Origin of the sequence: Mesorhizobium sp. AA23, from assembly GCF_001672435.1 — a bacterium.
Taxonomy (GTDB): domain Bacteria; phylum Pseudomonadota; class Alphaproteobacteria; order Rhizobiales; family Rhizobiaceae; genus Mesorhizobium.
The window spans coordinates 61,674-79,692 of the sequence record NZ_LYTP01000012.1; the positions used below are offsets into that span (position 1 = coordinate 61,674).

Annotated in this window: 17 protein-coding genes and 1 tRNA gene; 11 read left to right on the top strand and 7 right to left on the bottom strand. The window is 64.0% G+C overall.

The features are described from left to right. Positions 1-120 precede the first annotated feature (120 nt). From A9K66_RS10930 to A9K66_RS10960, 7 genes are all read left to right on the top strand, one after another. Positions 121-1,986, top strand: a complete 1,866-nt coding sequence (locus A9K66_RS10930) for an ABC transporter ATP-binding protein (RefSeq protein ID WP_067323474.1) — start codon at positions 121-123, stop codon at positions 1,984-1,986. Continuing rightward, positions 1,983-2,804, top strand: coding sequence for a 4-hydroxy-tetrahydrodipicolinate reductase (gene dapB, locus A9K66_RS10935; RefSeq protein WP_067323475.1), 822 nt, complete (start codon positions 1,983-1,985; stop codon positions 2,802-2,804). The genes A9K66_RS10930 and dapB overlap by 4 nt, the downstream gene beginning before the upstream one ends. Before the next feature lie 97 nt (positions 2,805-2,901). Further along, a complete protein-coding gene (locus tag A9K66_RS10940; protein WP_067003230.1) occupies positions 2,902-3,522 on the top strand; it encodes a 2,3-bisphosphoglycerate-dependent phosphoglycerate mutase in 621 nt (206 codons plus the stop codon). A 395-nt stretch (positions 3,523-3,917) separates the two neighbouring features. Continuing rightward, positions 3,918-4,002, top strand: a tRNA-Leu gene (locus A9K66_RS10945). A gap of 124 nt (positions 4,003-4,126) precedes the next feature. Further along, on the top strand, positions 4,127-4,846 hold the full coding sequence (locus A9K66_RS10950) for a hypothetical protein (RefSeq protein WP_067323477.1): 720 nt from the start codon (positions 4,127-4,129) through the stop codon (positions 4,844-4,846). 87 nt (positions 4,847-4,933) lie between these two features. Further along, complete coding sequence (locus tag A9K66_RS10955; RefSeq protein ID WP_067323479.1) at positions 4,934-6,619, top strand: cyclic nucleotide-binding domain-containing thioredoxin-disulfide reductase; 1,686 nt, start codon at positions 4,934-4,936, stop codon at positions 6,617-6,619. Next, a complete protein-coding gene (locus A9K66_RS10960) occupies positions 6,619-6,924 on the top strand; it encodes a UBP-type zinc finger domain-containing protein (protein WP_067003235.1) in 306 nt (101 codons plus the stop codon). Before A9K66_RS10955 ends, A9K66_RS10960 begins: the two co-directional genes overlap by 1 nt. Positions 6,925-6,960: 36 nt before the next feature. Here the strand turns inward: A9K66_RS10960 and A9K66_RS29405 are convergent, their stop codons facing one another. Next, positions 6,961-7,143: a hypothetical protein gene (locus tag A9K66_RS29405; protein WP_197507473.1), complete on the bottom strand. Its 183-nt coding sequence runs from the start codon at positions 7,141-7,143 to the stop codon at positions 6,961-6,963. A gap of 341 nt (positions 7,144-7,484) precedes the next feature. On the opposite strand from A9K66_RS29405, the gene A9K66_RS10965 reads away from it, so the two are divergent. Next, complete coding sequence (locus tag A9K66_RS10965) at positions 7,485-8,300, top strand: glycosyltransferase family 2 protein (RefSeq protein ID WP_067323482.1); 816 nt, start codon at positions 7,485-7,487, stop codon at positions 8,298-8,300. Positions 8,301-8,403: 103 nt separating this feature from the next. Here the strand turns inward: A9K66_RS10965 and A9K66_RS10970 are convergent, their stop codons facing one another. Next, on the bottom strand, positions 8,404-9,186 hold the full coding sequence (locus tag A9K66_RS10970; protein ID WP_197507465.1) for a hypothetical protein: 783 nt from the start codon (positions 9,184-9,186) through the stop codon (positions 8,404-8,406). A gap of 99 nt (positions 9,187-9,285) precedes the next feature. Here A9K66_RS10970 and A9K66_RS10975 point away from each other — a divergent pair, with 99 nt between their 5' ends. Further along, positions 9,286-10,263 (top strand): polysaccharide pyruvyl transferase family protein, encoded by a 978-nt coding sequence (locus A9K66_RS10975; protein WP_127241741.1) that lies wholly within the window; start codon positions 9,286-9,288, stop codon positions 10,261-10,263. Between the two features lie 55 nt (positions 10,264-10,318). On the opposite strand, the gene A9K66_RS10980 is transcribed toward A9K66_RS10975, so the two are convergent. The 5 genes from A9K66_RS10980 to A9K66_RS11000 form a co-directional block, all read right to left on the bottom strand. Next, positions 10,319-11,173 (bottom strand): aspartate/glutamate racemase family protein, encoded by an 855-nt coding sequence (locus tag A9K66_RS10980; protein ID WP_082953823.1) that lies wholly within the window; start codon positions 11,171-11,173, stop codon positions 10,319-10,321. A gap of 39 nt (positions 11,174-11,212) precedes the next feature. Beyond that, positions 11,213-12,454, bottom strand: a complete 1,242-nt coding sequence (locus A9K66_RS10985) for a D-amino acid dehydrogenase (RefSeq protein WP_067323489.1) — start codon at positions 12,452-12,454, stop codon at positions 11,213-11,215. Between the two features lie 278 nt (positions 12,455-12,732). Continuing rightward, entirely contained in the window at positions 12,733-13,902 is a 1,170-nt protein-coding gene (locus A9K66_RS10990) for a PLP-dependent aspartate aminotransferase family protein (protein WP_067323491.1), read from the bottom strand. Then, positions 13,899-15,335 (bottom strand): pyridoxal-phosphate dependent enzyme, encoded by a 1,437-nt coding sequence (locus A9K66_RS10995; protein WP_067323493.1) that lies wholly within the window; start codon positions 15,333-15,335, stop codon positions 13,899-13,901. The genes A9K66_RS10990 and A9K66_RS10995 overlap by 4 nt, the downstream gene beginning before the upstream one ends. Before the next feature lie 275 nt (positions 15,336-15,610). Then, complete coding sequence (locus A9K66_RS11000) at positions 15,611-15,796, bottom strand: hypothetical protein (protein WP_067323495.1); 186 nt, start codon at positions 15,794-15,796, stop codon at positions 15,611-15,613. Between the two features lie 307 nt (positions 15,797-16,103). Here A9K66_RS11000 and A9K66_RS11005 point away from each other — a divergent pair, with 307 nt between their 5' ends. Continuing rightward, on the top strand, positions 16,104-16,466 hold the full coding sequence (locus A9K66_RS11005) for a septal ring lytic transglycosylase RlpA family protein (RefSeq protein WP_066991454.1): 363 nt from the start codon (positions 16,104-16,106) through the stop codon (positions 16,464-16,466). Positions 16,467-16,700: 234 nt separating this feature from the next. Next, on the top strand, positions 16,701-17,978 hold the full coding sequence (locus A9K66_RS11010; RefSeq protein WP_066991457.1) for a polyhydroxyalkanoate depolymerase: 1,278 nt from the start codon (positions 16,701-16,703) through the stop codon (positions 17,976-17,978). The last annotated feature ends 41 nt before the right edge of the window (positions 17,979-18,019 follow it).

Sequence of the window (18,019 nt, forward strand, 5' to 3'; positions counted from 1 at the left end):
TTCGGGATGGCAATCGGCCACCGCGACGAAGTTTCGCCATAGGCAAGCCGTAGCCGGGGCGCTAAGAGGGTGCCGACATGCTCCCCGACCTTTGACGAGAACCCACGAAGCGCTGCCGATTTGACATTTCAAAATCCAAACAAGCTAAAGGCCCGGCCCGGCGAGGTAACGGCGGTACTGCGCCGTATCATCGCCGAGAACGGCTATGACCATCGCTGGTCCTACGCGATCGTCATCGTCTGCTCGTTATTGGTTTCGGGCGCGACCGCCTTTTCGGCCTGGGTCATGGCGCCGATGGTCAATCAGATCTTCTACGAGCGGAGCAGCGACGCCGTCTGGTGGATTTGCGCCGGCTTCATGGGCGCCTTCCTCGTGCGCGGCTTCGCCGGCTACGGCCAGGCGGTGATGCTGGCCACGATCGGCAACAATCTGGTCGCCCGCTACCAGAAGCGCAGCTTCGACCAACTGATGAAGCTCGGCGTCAATTTCTTCAACGACACGCGCTCGGGTCGACTGGCGGCGCAGCTGGACGAGAATATCGGCGGCATCCGCGACCTGCTGTCGCTGACATTGATTTCGATCACTCGCGACGCAGTGACGCTCGTCGGCCTGGTCGGCCTCATGGTCTACCAGGATCCGGTGTTGTCGCTGAGCTCGCTGCTGATCGGGCCGCCGCTGATCTGGGCCGTCGTCTACATCACGCGCCGGGTGCGCAAGATCAATCGGGAATCCGTGCTGATCAATTCTCGGCTGAGCGGGTCGGTGCAGGAGGCCACCCAAGGCATCGCCATCGTCAAGGCCTTCACCCTGGAGGACGAGCTTAAGCGCCGCATCGGCAGCATGGCCGACACGGCCGAACAGCGCAGCAACAAGATTGCCCGCGTCTCGGAACGGCTGTCGCCGATTTCGGACATGCTGGCCGGCCTCGCCGTGACCGCCGTCATCGCTTATTCCGGCTATCGGGCATTGTATCTCGGTCAGCCGCCGGGCGCGGTCTTTTCCTTCATCACCGCACTGATCTTGGCCTATGATCCGGCGCGGCGGCTGGCGCGCATGCAGGTGGCGATGGAACGCGCGCTGGTCAACGCGCGCATGATCTATGAATTGCTCGACCTCGAGCCGAAACAAAGCGACGCGCCCGACGCCGCCGAAGCGAAGATTATTTCCGGCGAAGTGACCTTCAGCGATGTGACGTTCGGCTATAGCGCCGACATGCCGGTGCTGAGGGATCTGAGCTTTACCGCCGCCGCCGGCAAGGTGACGGCGATCGTCGGCGCTTCGGGCGCCGGCAAGTCGACGCTGGTGGCGCTCTTGCAGCGCTTCTATGACGTCGACGAGGGCAGCATCGAGGTGGACGGCCAGGACATCTCGAAGGTGACGAAGCGGTCGCTGCGCCAATCGATCGCCTATGTCTCGCAGGCGCCGTATCTCTTCGAAGGCACGATCCGCGACAACATTCGCTACGGCCGGCTCTCGGCCACCGACGCGGAGATCGAGCAGGCGGCGAAACAGGCCGCCGCCGACGAGTTCATCCGCCAGCAGCCGCAAGGCTACGACACGCCGGTCGGCGAAGGCGGCTCGACGCTTTCCGGCGGCCAGCGCCAGCGCGTCTCGATCGCCCGCGCCATCGTGCGCCAGGCGCCGATCCTTCTGCTCGACGAGGCTACGTCGGCGCTCGACAACGAGGCCGAAGCGCGCGTCCAGGAAGCGCTCACCCATGTCATGGAAGGCCGCACCACCATCGTCATCGCGCACCGGCTGTCGACCGTGGTCAATGCCGACCGCATCATCGTGCTGGAAGAGGGACGGCTGGTCGAGGAAGGCACACACGCCTCGCTGATGGCCGACCCGCACAGCGTCTATGCCCGCTTCCACCGGGTGCAGGGCAAGAAGGGGCTAGGGCTTGTCGATGACGCCACGACAAGCCAGACTTCGGCCCCGGCGCCGCGCAGCCGCGCCAAGAAAACCGTCGGGAGAAGCGCATGAGCGATACGGGCGATATGGGCCTGGTGGTGGTGGGCGCCGCCGGCCGGATGGGTCAGACGCTGATCCGCGCCATCCACTCCATTCCCGGCGCGCGCGTTGCCGGTGCCGTCGAGCGGCCGGACTCGCCGCACCTCGGCAAGGATGCCGGCGAGCTCGCCGGCATCGGCACCATCAATGTGCCGATCGCCGACGACCCGCTGCCGGTCTTCGCCAAGGCCGACGGCGTGCTCGATTTCACGGCCCCAGGCGCAAGCGTCGAATTCGCCGGCTATGCCGCGCAGGCGCGCATCGTCCATGTCATCGGCACGACCGGCTGTTCGGCCGATGACGATGCGAAGATCGCCGCGGCGGCGCGCCACGCGACCATCGTAAAATCCGGCAATATGAGCCTCGGCGTCAATCTTTTGGCGGTGCTGGTGGAGCAGGCGGCGCGCGCGCTCGATGCGCAGGATTTCGACATCGAGATCCTGGAGATGCACCACAGGCACAAGGTCGACGCGCCGTCCGGCACGGCGCTGCTGCTCGGCGAAGCGGCGGCCAAAGGACGAGAGATCGCGCTCAAGGACAACAGCGTGCGTGTGCGCGACGGCCAAACCGGCGTGCGCAAGGCCGGCACGATCGGCTTCGCCACCTTGCGCGGCGGCTCGGTGGTCGGCGAGCACAGCGTGATCCTGGCCGGCACCGGCGAGCGCATCACGCTCGCCCACCAGGCCGAGGACCGGGCGATCTTTGCCCGCGGCGCGGTCAAGGCGGCGCTCTGGGGCCGACGCAAGAAGCCGGGCCTCTATTCCATGCGGGACGTGCTCGGCCTGGGCTGAGGCGGTTTTTTCTGCTTTTCTTCCGCAATTCCGGGCTGAAAACCGCTACACACTTTTCCTGGAATTGCTCAAATCCAACCACGTATCAGGAGCAAACATGTCGGGAACTCTCGTGCTCGTGCGCCACGGCCAGAGCGAATGGAACCTGAAGAACCTGTTCACCGGCTGGCGCGATGTCGACCTCACCGACCAGGGCAATGCGGAGGCGCTTGCCGCCGGCGAGAAGCTCAAGGCGCGCGGGCTGAAATTCGACATCGCTTACACCTCGGCGCTGAAGCGGGCGCAGAAGACCTGCCAGCACATTCTCGACGTGGTCGGCCAAAGCAAGCTCGAGACCGTCCGCGACCAGGCGCTCAACGAACGCGACTATGGCGATCTCTCCGGCCTCAACAAGGATGACGCGCGCAAGAAGTGGGGCGAGGAGCAGGTGCATATCTGGCGCCGCTCCTACGACGTATCGCCTCCCGGTGGCGAAAGCCTGAAGGACACCGGCGCGCGTGTCTGGCCCTATTACCTGCACGACGTGCAGCCGCATGTGCTGCGCGGCGAGACGGTGCTGGTCGCCGCGCACGGCAATTCGCTGCGGGCGCTGATCATGGCGCTGGACGGCAAGTCGGGCGAAGAGATCGTCAAGCTGGAGCTCGGCACCGGCGTGCCGGTGATCTACAAGCTCAACGCCGATTCCACCGTGGCAAAGAAGGAAGTGCTGGAGGGGTGAGGGGTTCTATCGTTCCGGCCCCGCTCGGAACGGGTGGCCGTCTCGGGACAACCGCTTCAGCTCGGAATTCCGTCTCGCCGTTAACTGACCAGCGTCGGCGCCGCCCCTCACCTGCCTGCCGGCATCCTCTCCCCGTATAGTGACGGGGAGAGGAAAGCTCCGGCCGCCGATTTCGCCAATCGCCAGCGTCTCAAGAGGACGCCAACGCCGCGGCCAGCCCTTCTCCCCGTCCTATACGGGGAGAAGTGCCCGGCAGGGCGATGAGGGGCGGGGCCGACGCCGACAATTGCCGTCCGTGCCTGAAATGAACCCCAGCTGCCCTCTGGTCAGTCTTGAGCTCCTCGAAAAAACCGCGTTGACACGCTTCGTTTGCCCGCTTACATGAGCGCCCACCAGCCCAGATGGCGGAATTGGTAGACGCGCACGGTTCAGGTCCGTGTTCCGCAAGGAGTGGAGGTTCGAGTCCTCTTCTGGGCACCAAAATTCCCGTTCCAGACGTTCTGACGCGATGAGCAAAAAGCCCGGATTTTCCGGGCTTTTTTGTGCCTGCAACTCGTCTCGGATTAAACCGTTCCTATCTTGTCTGTTAAGCCGAGGTTCCGTGATGCCCGCGCCGTTCAAGGAGTGGAAGGTTCTGCCGCATGGCAGGCTCTCTCCTGTCGACGACGATATTCTGACGGTGACGGGCGACATACCGATGCCGGTCGGCAACCTGAAACGGCGCATGACCGTGGTGCGATTGCGCGACGGACGGCCCGTCATCTTCAGCGCCATCGCGCTCGATGACGAACAGATGCGCGCGATCGAGGCCTTTGGGGAGCCGGCCTTCCTGATCGTCCCTAACGATCATCACCGGCTCGATGCAAAGCCATGGAAAGATCGCTATCCCACCCTGCAGGTGATTGCACCGGCGGGCGCGCGCAACAGCGTCGAGAAGGCGGTGCATGTCGATGCGGCACGCGGCGACTTTGGCGATCCCGACGTCAAGCTCGTCACCGTCCCCGGAACCCGTGATCGCGAGGCGGCGTTGCAAATTGACGGACCGAACGGCACGACGCTGGTTCTCAATGATATCGTCGGCAACATCCGCGACGCGTCCGGCTTTGCCGGCTGGGCATTGCGCATGATGGGATTTGCCGGTGATGAGCCGCGTATACCCTGGCCGGTCAAGCTGACGATGGTCGGCGACAAGGCGGCACTCGCAGCGCAATTGAGACGATGGGCGGACCTGCCGGCGCTCAAGCGCATCCTTGTCTCGCATGGCTCCGTCATCACCGATGATCCGCAGGGGGCGCTGCGCAAGCTGGCGAGGTCGCTCGGATAGATGAAAGCGTAGCGGCCAACCTGCCCTTCCAGCCAGTCCCCGAACAAACCGCTTCAAACCCGCTGCCCCGGGCGCTACGGTCCGGTCATGGCCCCCTCCGTCAGCCCGACCATCGCCGCCCGCCGCGACCACATGTTCCCCGTGCTCGCCGATGCGGACATCGAGCGCATGCGCCGCTTCGGCGTGCCAAGAGCCTACGGCGCCGGCGAGCATATCGTGACGGCCGGCACGGTCTCGCCCGGACTGGTCGTCATCCTGTCGGGCAAGGTCGACATCACGCAGGCCAGCGGTCTTGGCCCGCGCGAGGCGATCATCACCTATGGTCCGGGCAATTTCATCGGCGAGCTGGCGCAGCTTTCGAGCCGGCCGTCGCTCGTCAATGCCGAGGCGACCGAGCCGGTCGAAGCCATCGTCATCCCCTCGCAGCGGCTGCGCGATCTGATGGTGCAGGAGGCGAATCTCGGCGAGCGCGTCATGCGCGCGCTGATCCTGCGCCGTGTCGGCCTGCTCGAGAGCGGCACCAGCGGGCCGATCGTCATCGGCCGTCCCAGCAATGGCGATGTGCTGCGGCTGCAGGGTTTCCTCACCCGCAGCGGCCTGCCGCACCGCGCGCTCGATTCCGACACCGATCCCTGCGCCAAGACGCTGATCGAGCGTTTTCATGTCGATCCGCACCATCTGCCGATCGTGCTCTGTCCCAACGGCAAGCTGCTGCACAATCCCGGCGAAAGCGATCTCGCCCGCTGCGTCGGGCTGCTGCGGCCGCTCGACGCCGGCAAGATCTACGACGTTGCCATCGTCGGCGCCGGGCCGGCGGGATTGGCGGCCGCGGTCTATGCGGCCTCCGAGGGGCTGTCGACCATCGTGCTCGACTGCCGCGCCTTCGGCGGGCAGGCGGGGGCATCCTCGCGCATCGAGAACTATCTCGGCTTTCCGACCGGCATTACGGGCATGGCGCTGATGGCGCGCGCCTACAACCAGGCGCAGAAGTTCGGGGTCGAGATGGTGATCCCCGATGAAGCCAAATTGCTCGGCGCCGCCGACAACATGGCCGGCTACCGGCTGGACGTTGGCGACGGCGAGACCCTGCGCGCGCGCACCGTGGTGATCGCCAGCGGCGCGCGCTACCGTCGCCTCGACATCGCCAATATCGCGCAGTTCGAGGGCACGTCCGTGCATTACTGGGCCTCGCCGATCGAAGCACGGCTCTGCCGGGACCAGGAAGTGGCGCTGGTCGGCGCCGGCAACTCGGCCGGCCAGGCGGCCGTCTTTCTCGCCAGCCAGGTGCGCAAGGTGACGCTGTTGGCGCGGCGCGACAGCCTTGACGCCACCATGTCGCGCTATCTGGTCGAGCGGATCGTGGCGCAGCCGAACATCGAGGTGCTGACGGAAACCGAGGTCGAGGCGCTCGACGGCCATGACGGCAACCTCGACCAGCTGTGCTGGCGCAACGGGGTCACCGGCGTGGCGACGACGCGGACCATCCACCACCTCTTCCTGTTCATCGGCGCCGACCCGAACACCGACTGGCTGGCGCGCTGCGACGTGGCGCTCGACGCTAAGGGCTTCGTGCGCACCGGACCGGATGTGGCGCCGGGACACGGCCCGATGGAGACGAGCCGCAGCGGCGTGTTCGCCATCGGCGATGTGCGCTGCGGCTCGACCAAGCGTGTCGCGGCCGCCGTCGGCGAAGGCGCTCAGGTGGTGGCGGCGCTGCATGCCTATCTTGCGCGCAACGGCGGGCGTGCTGCTCAGCCCGAAAGGAGACCCTGATGGACGAATGCAGGCATACGGACGACATAAAGGATGTGGTGCCGAGCGCCCTCGGCTGCGAGGAATGCCTGAAGAGCGGCTCCTGGTGGGTGCATCTCAGACTCTGCCGCACCTGCGGCCATGTCGGCTGCTGCGACGACTCGCCCAACCGCCACGCCACCAAGCATTTCCACGCCACTCAGCATCCGGTCATCGAAGGCTACGATCCGCCCGAAGGCTGGGGCTGGTGCTATGTCGACGAGGTGTTCATCGACCTCGGCGACCGCACGACGGCGCAGAACGGCCCGATCCCGCGCTTTGTCTAGCGTGCACGGAATACCGCGAGCCTCTTGCCGGGTCGCCTACTTCACCGAGCTGGTGACGGTCCGGTCGATGACGACGTGATCGCGGTCGTTGCCGGCAAGCGCGCCGATGATCAGCAGGCTGATGATGATCGGGACGAACAGGATCGCCACACGCGCCTGCACGTAGAAGATGGCGCGCCATTCATTGCGCTTTCCGGGGCTGTCGTTCATCGCGCTCACTCTGTCCTGCCTCCCGAAGCGGGACATAGTAGCGAAGCGTTAAGCAACCTTTTCCGCAAACGTTAACCGGCGGATTTCGAACAGGCCAATCTGCCAATCGGTGGTCGACTGGTCGGCCAGTCGCCTTGGCACTTTGCCGATCAGATATTCCGAAAATAAGCGAATTCTAATTACATTGACGATGGCGGTTTAACGTCAATAGAAAGGAGGTGGGTTCTTGGTGGGGTGCGGGGAATGCTTGGGGAGACGGTGCGCGCAATATTTGCGCGCGGAAGACTGCGTTGTTGCAGTCGTATCCGAAACAGTTTTGATCAACGCGAAGAAGCGGCTGGGGTATTTTCATGACCCCCGCCGGATCTGTATCGGTTTCGGTGATCGTCAATACTTACAATTGGCCAGGGGCGCTGAAGCTCAGTCTCCAGTCGCTCGCCTCCCAAACCGACCGCTGCTTCGAGGTGATCATCGCTGACGACGGATCGCGCCAAGACACGGCCGATGTGATCAAGCTCTTTACCGACTCCGCCTCGATCCCAGTCAGGCACGTCTGGCACGAAGACATCGGCTTTCGCCGTTCCGCAATCCTGAACAAGGCGATAGGCGAGGCGTGCGGCCCCTATTTGATCTTCGTCGACGGAGACTGCATTCTGCAGCCCGACTTCGTTGCCCAGCATCGGGCGCTTGCCAAGCCGAACTACGTCATCACCGGCAGCCGCATTCTGCTCAGCCAGGAATTCAGCAAGCAATTGCTGGCGGCAGGGACGTGGAACTACCGAGCATTCCGCCGGAATATCCTGCGGCACCGGTTGAAAGGCGACATTTCCAAGATCGTCGCGTTTTTCGTGCGGCTGCCCTGGCGGACGATGTCGGATTATCGTTCCTTCGTCTTCCGGCGCATTAAGGGCTGCAATCTCGCCTGTTGGAAAAGCGATGCGCTGTCGGTCGGCGGCTTCGACGAGACCTTCACAGGCTGGGGTTATGAAGATGCCGACTTCGTTTTCCGGTTGCAGGATAAGGGCATCATCCGGCGCGCCGGCACCTGGGCGACCGAGGTGCTGCATATCTGGCACAAGCCTGCCGATCCGAGCCGCGCTGCCACGAACCAGAAGGTAGTGCTCGATAGAATAGAGGCTGCCCGCCTTCGCAACAAAGCGGCGTGACGAATGCTGCCCTAGGATCGGACTCCAAAGGGCTTGGATATCGGGCACGATAAAACAATCGCTTGGAGCGCGTTAAAGGCCGTTTTCAACAAGCGACCCATTTTTAAACGCCAAACTTGGTATAAAGCTGTGCCAGCGGCGAACCAGCCGGTGGCGGTGTGTGCTTTACATCGCGCAGCTTCTCGTTCCACAGATGCAAGGTCAGTGTCTGCTCACTCAGAACCGCGTCTAGCGAGAACGTCGGATCATAGACCGCCTGCGCTTGGCGATAATCGAGCGGATAAAAGACTCCTCGTGGCAGTGCCGACTCAAACCGTCCATGCTTGCGGGCCAGCGCCGTTATCGCGCCAGGGCCGTACGTTCCCCAGGGGAGGTCGGCTGGGCGCACCGGCAGGCCAATGAAGTTCTTGAACCGGGCCATGCGCGCTCCCCGCTTGCGCGTCCAAGGCGGAAAGTAGTTGTTGCAGAAAAGGCCCTCCAGCTCGGCCGTCATCGGCAGACCGGCATCGAGGTAAAGGACGGCGCCGTTGATGAGAGTCGCGCTCTCAAGACCGAACAAGCAATCTCCGTCAATGTTCACCTTCTTGAGGCAAACCACGTCGAGGTCGGACCACAGCCCGCCATCGATCAGCTGAAGCCGGTAGCGGAAGTAGTCGGAGGCGAGCGCATAAGAGCCGGTCTCCCGATGCCCTAGACGCTTCATGCTGGCAAAGGGAACAGTGAGCTCGGCGTCGATCAGATCGACTTCGGCCGGCACGTTTGCAACAGGGTTGTAAACATGCAGGCGCACGGCGTGTCCGCAGGCCAGCCAGGAGGCTATCGACAGCAATTCAACACGACCGAGTCTGTCGCCAATCCAAAGCATGTTCACTGCAGGAGCAGCCATGTTGCCCGCCTTCTCTTGTTTCTCTATGCGACGCAGAGGGGCGCCTCCCGACTTGCAGGAGGCGGCTGTCTTAATTGATCTCGAGAGAAACTCAATCGTATGTCGTTGCTCAGCCGCAAATGCCGGTCCTTTAAGCGTCGTCACAGATTGCTGAGGCGCACCGCCGCCTCGCCTATTTCGCTTGTTTGGTGGGGAAGTTTCGAAGGCGGCGGCGGGGCGACTGTCGGCGATCTGCATGCGGTAGAAAACCTATCGGCGGCGCTACGCCGGGCCGGCCATGACCATCAAGTTCTGAGCCATCCGGCCTTGGGCATTGTGGACCACTGCCAGGTGAGGGACCTGTTCGACGTGCGCCGCGAAATCGAAACGCTAGTGTTCGTCTGCGGCCCCATCGTTCAGACCGACGAATTGGTAGACCTGCTAGCGGTGCACCGGAAAGCGAGGAAGCTCGCGGTTGGCGTCAGCGTCATTTCCCGGCACCGGCAGATGGCTGCCCGCTTCGAAGCCGTACTGGCGCGCGACGGCCTATCAAGACAATCCTTCGATCTCGCCATTTCGCGTTCTCTGCCTTGCGCGGCACCTGAGCCCGGCAAGCGGCTGAAGGCTGGACTGTGCTTGCGTGGCGACCAGCGGGATTACGGCGACGGCATGACCGAATGGGCGAAAGCTGAGCGTCTTTTGTTGCAACTTGCCGAAACCTTCGGTCTCGATACCGAGCCGATCGACACAGTGTTGAGGCCCGGGAATGAGGCAACAAAGATCGAGCAACAGTTCGAGACCGTTGACCTGGTACTGACAACGCGGCTGCACGGCTCGCTCTATGGGCTTTCAAAAGGCAAGCCGGTGATCGCCATCGACCAGATCAAGGGAACGGGTAAGGTGAAACCGATTCTCGACCGCATCGGCTGGCCGCTCGCTTACTCGATCGAGGAAGCCAATGAAGCTCTGCTCGCCTACCAGATGCGCCAGGTCCTGACCGAATGGCCAGTCGAGATGGTCACCAGTTCGCAGGCAACGATCTTGGACCTGTCTTCCATGGCTCGGGCCGATGCCGTGGCGCTGATTGGTCGGAGATAAGGGATAGCACCGAGCATAAACGCTCAAAGAAGGGGCTAGCCTTCCTGGCATGCTGTCAAAGGGCGGTCGGCTCTGGTCGGCGGGTGGAAGGAACAACGGGCAACGCGAACAGCCGGCCGCCGGAAGGCACGACGTCGTCGATGCCGGCGAGCCGCAGGCAGTGCCAGGCCATGGCGTGGTTGGACGAGGTGACGGGAATGCCGATGCGCTGCTCCAGTTCCGCCACCGCCTCGGCGACGCGCAGGCTGGTGCAGGAGATGAAGATCGCGTCCACGCCGGGCGCCGCCGCCATGCGCTCGGCCGCGGCCTCGATCGAGGCGAGCGAGATGCGGGCCGCCTCGCGGTCGTCGCGCCGGTCGAAAGTGGCGACGGCGGCAATGTCGAGGCCGCGTCCGGTGAAATAGGTGACGAGGCCCTGGTTGATCTCGGGGGCATAAGGCGTCAGCAGGCCGATGCCCTTGGCGCCGAGCGCCTTGAAGGCGGCAAGCGCGCCCGTCACCGGCGTGGTGCAGGCGACGCCCGGCCGCGCCTTCCTGATCTCGGCGAAGACGGCTTCCTCGCCGAGCGTCATGGTGGCCGAGGTGCAGCCGAAGCCGACGACGTCGAGCGGGATGCTGGGCAGGATGAGGTCGACGGTGGGCGCGATGCGCGGGCCGATGGCGCGCAGCGTGTCGGGGGTGATGTCGTTGTCGTTGAACAGGCGGGCCTCGTAGAAGGCGACGCCCGGAATGCGCACCAACGCGCGGAACTCATGCTCCAGCGTCTGGTCGGTGGCCAGGATCGCAAGCCCGATCGCCGCGCGCGAGGCAAGGCCGCCGTCGAGTTCGGACGGAAGCACGCCCAGATCGACCGGCTTGGGATCGACCGGTCCCGAAGATTGAGGGCGGGTAGCAGCCGCGCTGATGGACATGGCATTCCCTTTCTTGCCCGATCCCCCGGGATCATGCTCTCAATTCAAAAGACCGTCCATCGAGATGGCCGGCTTGCGGCCGGCGATCAGGTCAGCGGTGATGCGCGCCGAGCCATGCGACATGGTCCAGCCGATATGGCCGTGCCCGGTGTTGAGATAGAGGTTGCCGAGGCGGCGGCGCCCGAACTCGGGCAGATTGTTCGGCGTCATCGGCCTCAAGCCCGCCCACATCTCGGCGCGGTCATAGTCGGCGCCCTCGGGATAAAGCTCCTGCGTCACGCCCTTCATGAAGGCGAAATCGGCCGGCTTGTGGCTGGTGTCGTAGCCGGCGAATTCCGCCGTCGCGGTGACGCGCAGCCGGTCGCCGAAGCGCGACACGGCGACCAGATTGTGCTCGTCTATCGCCGCGATGGTCGGCGGCCGAGGCTGGTTGCCGATCGGAATGGTCAGCGAATAACCCTTGATCGGGTAGATCGGCAGGTTGATCCCGACCGTCTTCGCGATCAGCGGGCTGTAGGAGCCGAGCGCCAGCACATAGGCGTCGCCCTTGACGCTGCCCTTGTCGGTCAGCACCTGTGCGACGCGATCGCCCGAGGTCTCGATGCCGGTGATGGTCGTGCCGGTACGGATCTCGCCGCCGCGCTCGGCGACCTTCGCGGCAAGCGCCCGGGTGAACTTCGCCGGGTCGCCGGTTTCGTCGGTCGGGCAATGGATGCCGCCGGCGATCTTTTCCCGCGCGGAAGCCAGCGACGGGTCGAGCGCGACGATGGCGTCGCGGTCAAGCACCTTGATCAGCTGGCCGTCTGATTCCAGCAGCCGCATGTGCTCGACGCCTTTATCGAGCGCCTGCTGGCTGCGATAGAAATAGAGAATGCCGCGACCGTTGCGGTCGTAGTCGATCTGCTCGTCGGCAATCACCTCGTGCAGCACGCTCTGCGAATAGACGGCAAGCCGATGCTTGAGCAGCGTGTTGCGCCTGGCCTTCTCGGCCGTGCATTCCATCAGGAACAGCCATGACCAGCTGTAAAGCCTCGGATCGGCCGACAGCTTGAAGCGCAGCGCCTGATCCTTCAGCACCAGCGATTTCAACAGGACCAATGGCGCCCTGGGCGACGACCAGACGAAGGAATGTCCCGGCGCAATCATGCCGGCATTGCCCCAGCTGGTCTCGGCGGCGACTTGGCTCTGGCGCTCGAGGACGACCACCTCGTGCCCGTCCTTCTGCAGCTGATAGGCGGTGGTGACGCCGACAACGCCGCCACCCAACACGATCACGCGCATCACGCCTCCGGAGATCGCATGTTGGCAGGCAGTTTAGTCGGTGGATTGCGGTCTGCAATGGCACAGGCACCGAGATGTCGCCGGGACAGCGCCCCTCTCTGGCCTGTAGGCCATCTCCCCCTCAAGGGGGGAGATCAGATGTCACGGCGGCTTTCGCAAATTACCGGCGTTGCAGCAAGGGTGAGGCGATGAAACAGCCAATCTCCCCCCTCGTGGGGGAGATGTCCGGCAGGACAGAGGGGGCGCGAAGGATCACAACGATTGATCCTCGAAGGCACTCACCCCCGCAACGCCTGCTCCAGATCCGCGATCAGATCATCGCCATCCTCGATACCGGCCGACAGCCGCACCAGCGAATCCGATATCCCGATCGCCCCGCGCTTTTCCGCGGGGATCGAGCCGTGCGTCATCAGCGCCGGATGCTCGATCAGGCTTTCGACGCCGCCGAGGCTTTCGGCGAGCGTGAAAAGCTGCGTGCGTTCGAGGAAGCGTTTGGTGCCGGCGAGGTCGCGGTCGAGGTCGACCGAGATCATGCCGCCGAAGGCGTGCATCTGGCGCTTGGCGATCTCGTGCTGCGGGTGGCTCGCCAGCCCGGGATAGACGACGCGGCGCACGTCCTTGCGAGCTTCCAGCCACTGCGCGATCTTCAGGCCGTTGGCGGAATGGCGCTCCATCCGAAGCGCCAAGGTCTTGATGCCGCGCAGCGCCAGAAAACTGTCGAACGGGCCGGAAATGGCGCCGATGGCGTTCTGCAGGAATTTCAGCCGATCGGCCAAATCCTTGTTGTCGCCGACGACCGCCACGCCGCCGACCATGTCGGAATGGCCGTTCAAGTATTTCGTCGTCGAGTGGACGACGATGTCGATGCTGAGCTCCAGCGGCCGCTGGATGTAGGGGCTGGCAAAAGTGTTGTCGGCGACAGTCAGCAGGCCTTTGCGCTTGGCCAAAGCCGCGACGCCTTCGAGGTCGACGACGCGCAGCAACGGGTTGGTCGGCGTCTCGACCCAGAGCAGTTTTGTCTCCGGGCGGATCGCTCTCTCGACGGCGGCGAGATCGGTGAAATCGGCGAAGCTGACCTGCAGGCCGGCGGAACGCTTGCGCACCCGCTCCATCAGCCGGAACGAGCCGCCATAGATGTCGTCGGTGGCCACCACATGGGCACCGGCGTCGAACAGCTCCAACACCGTGGCGATCGCGGCCAGGCCTGAGGCGAAGGCGAAGGCCGCGGTGCCGCTTTCGAGATCGGCGACGGCCCGTTCGAAGGCGAAGCGCGTCGGGTTCTGACTGCGGGCATACTCAAAACCCTTGTGCACGCCGGGCGACTGCTGGCCGTAGGTGGAGGTGGCGTAGATCGGCACCATCACCGCGCCGGTCAGCGGATCGTGGCTCTGGCCGCCATGGATGGTGCGCGTGGAAAAGGCCGGGCGGTTCTTGCCGTTCGAAGTCATTTTGCGCGACGCCTCAGATGGTTGATCAGGTCGATACGGGTTATCAGGCCGATGAATTCGTCGCCGTCGAAGACGATGGCGACCTCGTTGCGGTCGAAGACGGGGAGCAGCGCGTCGAGCGTCTGGCTGGCCTGCAGCGTGTGCAGGTTGGACGTCATGGCCGTGCGCACCGGGGCGTTGAAGCGATCCCAGCGGCCGTCATAGGGGCCGTCGACCTTGGCCAGGATATCGCTTTCGTCGACGATGCCGACGAGCTTGCCGTCCTCCAGCACCGGGAGCTGCGAGACATCGGAGCGGCGCATGCGGCCGTAGGCGTTGAGCAGGGTTTCCTCGGGACCAACGGTCACGATGTCACCAGTGCGCGGCGAGCGCATGACGAGGTCGCGCAGGTCGCCGTGCTGCTCCTGGTCGGCCAAGCCCTGCTCGGCGAGCCAGATGTCGTCGAAGACCTTCGACAGATATTTGTTGCCGCTGTCGCAGACCAGGGTGACCACACGTTTGCCCGTCGTCTGATCGCGGCAGTAGCGCAGTGCCGCCGACAGAAGCGTGCCGGAGGACGAGCCGGCCAGGATGCCTTCCTTGGACAGCAGGTCGCGCACCGCCAGCATGCTCTGCTTGTCCGGAATGGAATAGGCTTTCTTGACCAGCGACAGATCGGCATTGGGCGGCACGAAATCCTCGCCGATGCCTTCGACGGTCCAGCTGCCGGCCTCTGTCATCTTGCCGGTCTTGATCAACGGCGCCAGCACCGAGCCGACCGGATCGGCAAGCACCATTTCGGTCTTCGGCGAATGCTTGGCGAAAAAGCGGCCGACACCGGTGAGCGTGCCGCCGGAACCGACGCCGACCACCACCGCGTCGACATCACCTTCGAGCTGCGAAAAGATTTCCGGGCCGGTGGTGCTTTCGTGCGCCAGCGGATTGGCGGGATTGGCGAACTGGTTGGCATAGAAAGCGCCGGGAATTTCGGCGGCGATCTTCTCGGCCATGTCCTGGTAATATTCGGGGTGGCCCTTGCCGACATCGGAGCGGGTCATGCGCACCTCGGCGCCTAAAGCGCGCAGATGCTGGATCTTCTCGCGCGACATCTTGTCGGGTACGATGAGGATGATGCGGTAGCCCTTGGGAATGCCGACCTGGGCGAGGCCGAGGCCGGTGTTGCCAGCGGTGGCCTCGACGATGGTGCCGCCGCGCTTCAGCCTGCCATCCTTCTCGGCGGCCGCGATCATCGACAGCGCGATGCGGTCCTTGATCGAGCCGCCGGGGTTCTGGCTCTCGAGCTTGATGAACAGCCGGCATTTGCCGGTGTCGAATTTGGTGAGCTCGACCACCGGCGTCTGGCCGATCAGGTCGAGCACGGAGGCGTAAGGCGGACGCAGCCGTGACAAAGCGCCTTCCGCGCCGTCCGGCGCCGCTTTCCTGTGCACGCTCATCTCGGACCCTCCATGGGAAGCAGTTCCGACGGGATCAGCCGTCACCAGTCTGCGCATGATGGCTGCCGAACTCCATGCCGGGTTCGCAGATCACACGCTGTTGTCTTTTCCAGCCCTTTTCATCCGGAAAGAAGATAGATCGTGCCATTCCGGCGACGAGTGGCGGAATGGAATTTCACGGGCGGCGGGGTCGTTGCGTGGCTGTCAAGGTTGAAACGACGCCATCAAGGCGCCGTCCGTCCAAGCGGACGCGCGGCGCCATCTTGCCGGTCGGATCAAACGCTCGGGCGGTTTGCCCAACGGAGGCCGAGCAGGCCGAGCAGCGTGGTGACGAGCCCGATATAGAGCCATTCCCTCTGGCCGGTCATGAAGCTGCCTTGGACCAGCCCAAGCCCTTGCAGCGACCACAGCACGCCGATCGCCAGCACGATCAGCGCCAGTAAATTCCTGATCAGTCGCATCGGCGAGATCCCCACGCAAAGTCGATCCTTCACCGGAACGCGCGCGCAGTAAAGGAGTAGAAGGAAGCGAAGCAATCGCTCCCGCTTTTACTTGCGCCCCGAGGGCCGCTCCTACTCGGGACTTCCTGCAAAACCGGGTCGGCCTCCATGAAGAATACGCTGGCGCTCGCGGGAGATGTCATGACAAACTGTTTCGCGGCGACTCCAAACGTGTGCCTTTGCCATGGAACCGCCAGACGCTTGCCGCATTTCATGCCTCATTCGGCACTTACGGCGGGTTGTCTATAACGGAGCCCACCCCTAAAAGATGAATAAAACCAACCGCACCGCGCTTGTCGCGGCAACGATCGCGGCTGGCCTGATGGCTGGCGCCTCTTCCGCCTCTTCAGCCGCCGCACAATGCGGCCGCGCTTCCTGGTACGCGCTGCATTCCAGAACCGCCTCCGGCGAGCGCATGAACCCCGCCGCGCTGACTGCGGCGCACCGCAGCTTGCCGTTCGGCACTAAGCTCAGGGTCACCAACAAGAACAACGGCCGCAGCGTCGTCGTGCGCATCAATGATCGCGGCCCGTTCGTCCGGGGCCGCGTGCTCGACCTCTCCCGCGGCGCCGCCACCCAGCTCGGCTTCATCGGCTCGGGCCACACCGCAGTCTGCATGGCGCGCGTTTAAGATGTCGGTGTCCGGCAAGAGGGAGCCGGACATATTTCCTACACATTGCGGCAGCGCACAGTGAGCCGGCTCCGCCATACGTGGCGAGTTTTCAACAGTTTGGACCAAAGCAGCATTCGTCACTCCAATTGACGTATTGCATCGCAACAATATCTTGTTAACCTCACTGCGAGACATTCAAGGCTCGGCGCTGCTCGTCGGCCCTTTGGTCGTCAGGCAGCAGCGGGGTTCTTGATGTTCTACCAGCTCTACGAACTGAACCATGCGGCGCTGCAGCCCGCCCGCCTTTACGCAGATGCGGTGCGGTTCTTCTATTCCAACCCGCTCAATCCGGTTTCGCATACGGCGCTCGGACGCTCGGTCGCGGCAGCCGCGGAACTCTTCGAGCGCACGACGCGCCGCTACGGCAAGCCTGAATTCGGCCTGACCAAGGCGGTGGTCGACTGGAAGAGCGTCGACGTCGCCGAACGAACCGTGTGGTCGAAGCCGTTCTGCAACCTCGTCCGCTTCGAGCGCCAGCTTCCCGCGGGCCGCAAGCCCGATCCGAAGCTACTGATAGTGGCGCCGATGTCCGGCCATTATGCGACGCTGCTGCGCGGCACGGTCGAGGCGATGCTTCCTCACGCCGACGTGCACATCACCGACTGGGTCGACGCCCGCATGGTCCCGCTGTCGCAGGGCAGCTTCGATCTCGACGACTATATCGACTATGTCATCGAGATGTTCCACGCGCTGGGTCCCGATACCCATGTGATGGCAGTCTGCCAGCCCTCGGTGCCGGTGCTGGCGGCGGTGGCGCTGATGGAAAAGCGCGGCGACCCCTTCGTGCCGTCGACCATGACGCTGATGGGCGGGCCGATCGACACCCGCCGCAATCCGACCGCGGTCAATCTGCTCGCCGGGGAAAAGGGCACCGACTGGTTCCGCGAGAACGTCATCATGCAGGCGCCCTGGCCGGTGCCCGGATTCGGCCGCGATGTCTATCCCGGTTTCCTGCAGCTTTCGGGCTTCATGAGCATGAATCTCGATCGCCACATCATCGCCCACAAGGACTTCTTCATGCACCTTGTGAAAAACGACGGCGACAGCGCCGAGAAGCACCGTGACTTCTATGACGAATATCTGGCGGTGATGGACCTGACGGCGGAGTTCTACCTGCAGACCGTCGACACGGTGTTCGTCCGCCACGCCTTGCCGAAGGGCGAGATGACGCATCGCGGCGAGGCCGTCGATCCCCAGGCGATCCGCAATGTCGCGCTGTTCACCGTCGAGGGCGAGAACGACGACATTTCCGGGCTCGGCCAGACCCAGGCCGCGCATGAGCTTTGCGTGAACATCCCGGCCGACCGTCAAGCCCACTACATGCAGCCGGCCGTCGGCCATTACGGTGTCTTCAACGGCTCGCGGTTCCGGTCGGAGATCGTGCCGCGCATTCTGGACTTCATCTCCAGCTACGGCCGCCAGACCCGCCTGGCGGCGAAGCCGAAGCTGGTCCGTTCCGCCAAGAGCTGAGCGGGAAGCGGACGCAACTCGGCGCCGCTCAAAGCGCGTGA

Coding starts and splice junctions, on each gene's coding strand:
- A9K66_RS10980 (WP_082953823.1), bottom strand. CDS start 11,173: ATGTCCATCAGCGCGGCTGCTACCCGCCCTCAATCTTCGGGACCGGTC.
- A9K66_RS11005 (WP_066991454.1), top strand. CDS start 16,104: ATGAATAAAACCAACCGCACCGCGCTTGTCGCGGCAACGATCGCGGCT.
- A9K66_RS11010 (WP_066991457.1), top strand. CDS start 16,701: ATGTTCTACCAGCTCTACGAACTGAACCATGCGGCGCTGCAGCCCGCC.
- A9K66_RS10960 (WP_067003235.1), top strand. CDS start 6,619: ATGGACGAATGCAGGCATACGGACGACATAAAGGATGTGGTGCCGAGC.
- A9K66_RS11000 (WP_067323495.1), bottom strand. CDS start 15,796: ATGCGACTGATCAGGAATTTACTGGCGCTGATCGTGCTGGCGATCGGC.
- A9K66_RS10975 (WP_127241741.1), top strand. CDS start 9,286: ATGTCGTTGCTCAGCCGCAAATGCCGGTCCTTTAAGCGTCGTCACAGA.
- A9K66_RS10995 (WP_067323493.1), bottom strand. CDS start 15,335: ATGAGCGTGCACAGGAAAGCGGCGCCGGACGGCGCGGAAGGCGCTTTG.
- A9K66_RS10955 (WP_067323479.1), top strand. CDS start 4,934: ATGGCCCCCTCCGTCAGCCCGACCATCGCCGCCCGCCGCGACCACATG.
- A9K66_RS10965 (WP_067323482.1), top strand. CDS start 7,485: ATGACCCCCGCCGGATCTGTATCGGTTTCGGTGATCGTCAATACTTAC.
- A9K66_RS10950 (WP_067323477.1), top strand. CDS start 4,127: ATGCCCGCGCCGTTCAAGGAGTGGAAGGTTCTGCCGCATGGCAGGCTC.
- A9K66_RS10940 (WP_067003230.1), top strand. CDS start 2,902: ATGTCGGGAACTCTCGTGCTCGTGCGCCACGGCCAGAGCGAATGGAAC.
- A9K66_RS10990 (WP_067323491.1), bottom strand. CDS start 13,902: ATGACTTCGAACGGCAAGAACCGCCCGGCCTTTTCCACGCGCACCATC.
- dapB (WP_067323475.1), top strand. CDS start 1,983: ATGAGCGATACGGGCGATATGGGCCTGGTGGTGGTGGGCGCCGCCGGC.
- A9K66_RS10985 (WP_067323489.1), bottom strand. CDS start 12,454: ATGCGCGTGATCGTGTTGGGTGGCGGCGTTGTCGGCGTCACCACCGCC.
- A9K66_RS10970 (WP_197507465.1), bottom strand. CDS start 9,186: ATGGCTGCTCCTGCAGTGAACATGCTTTGGATTGGCGACAGACTCGGT.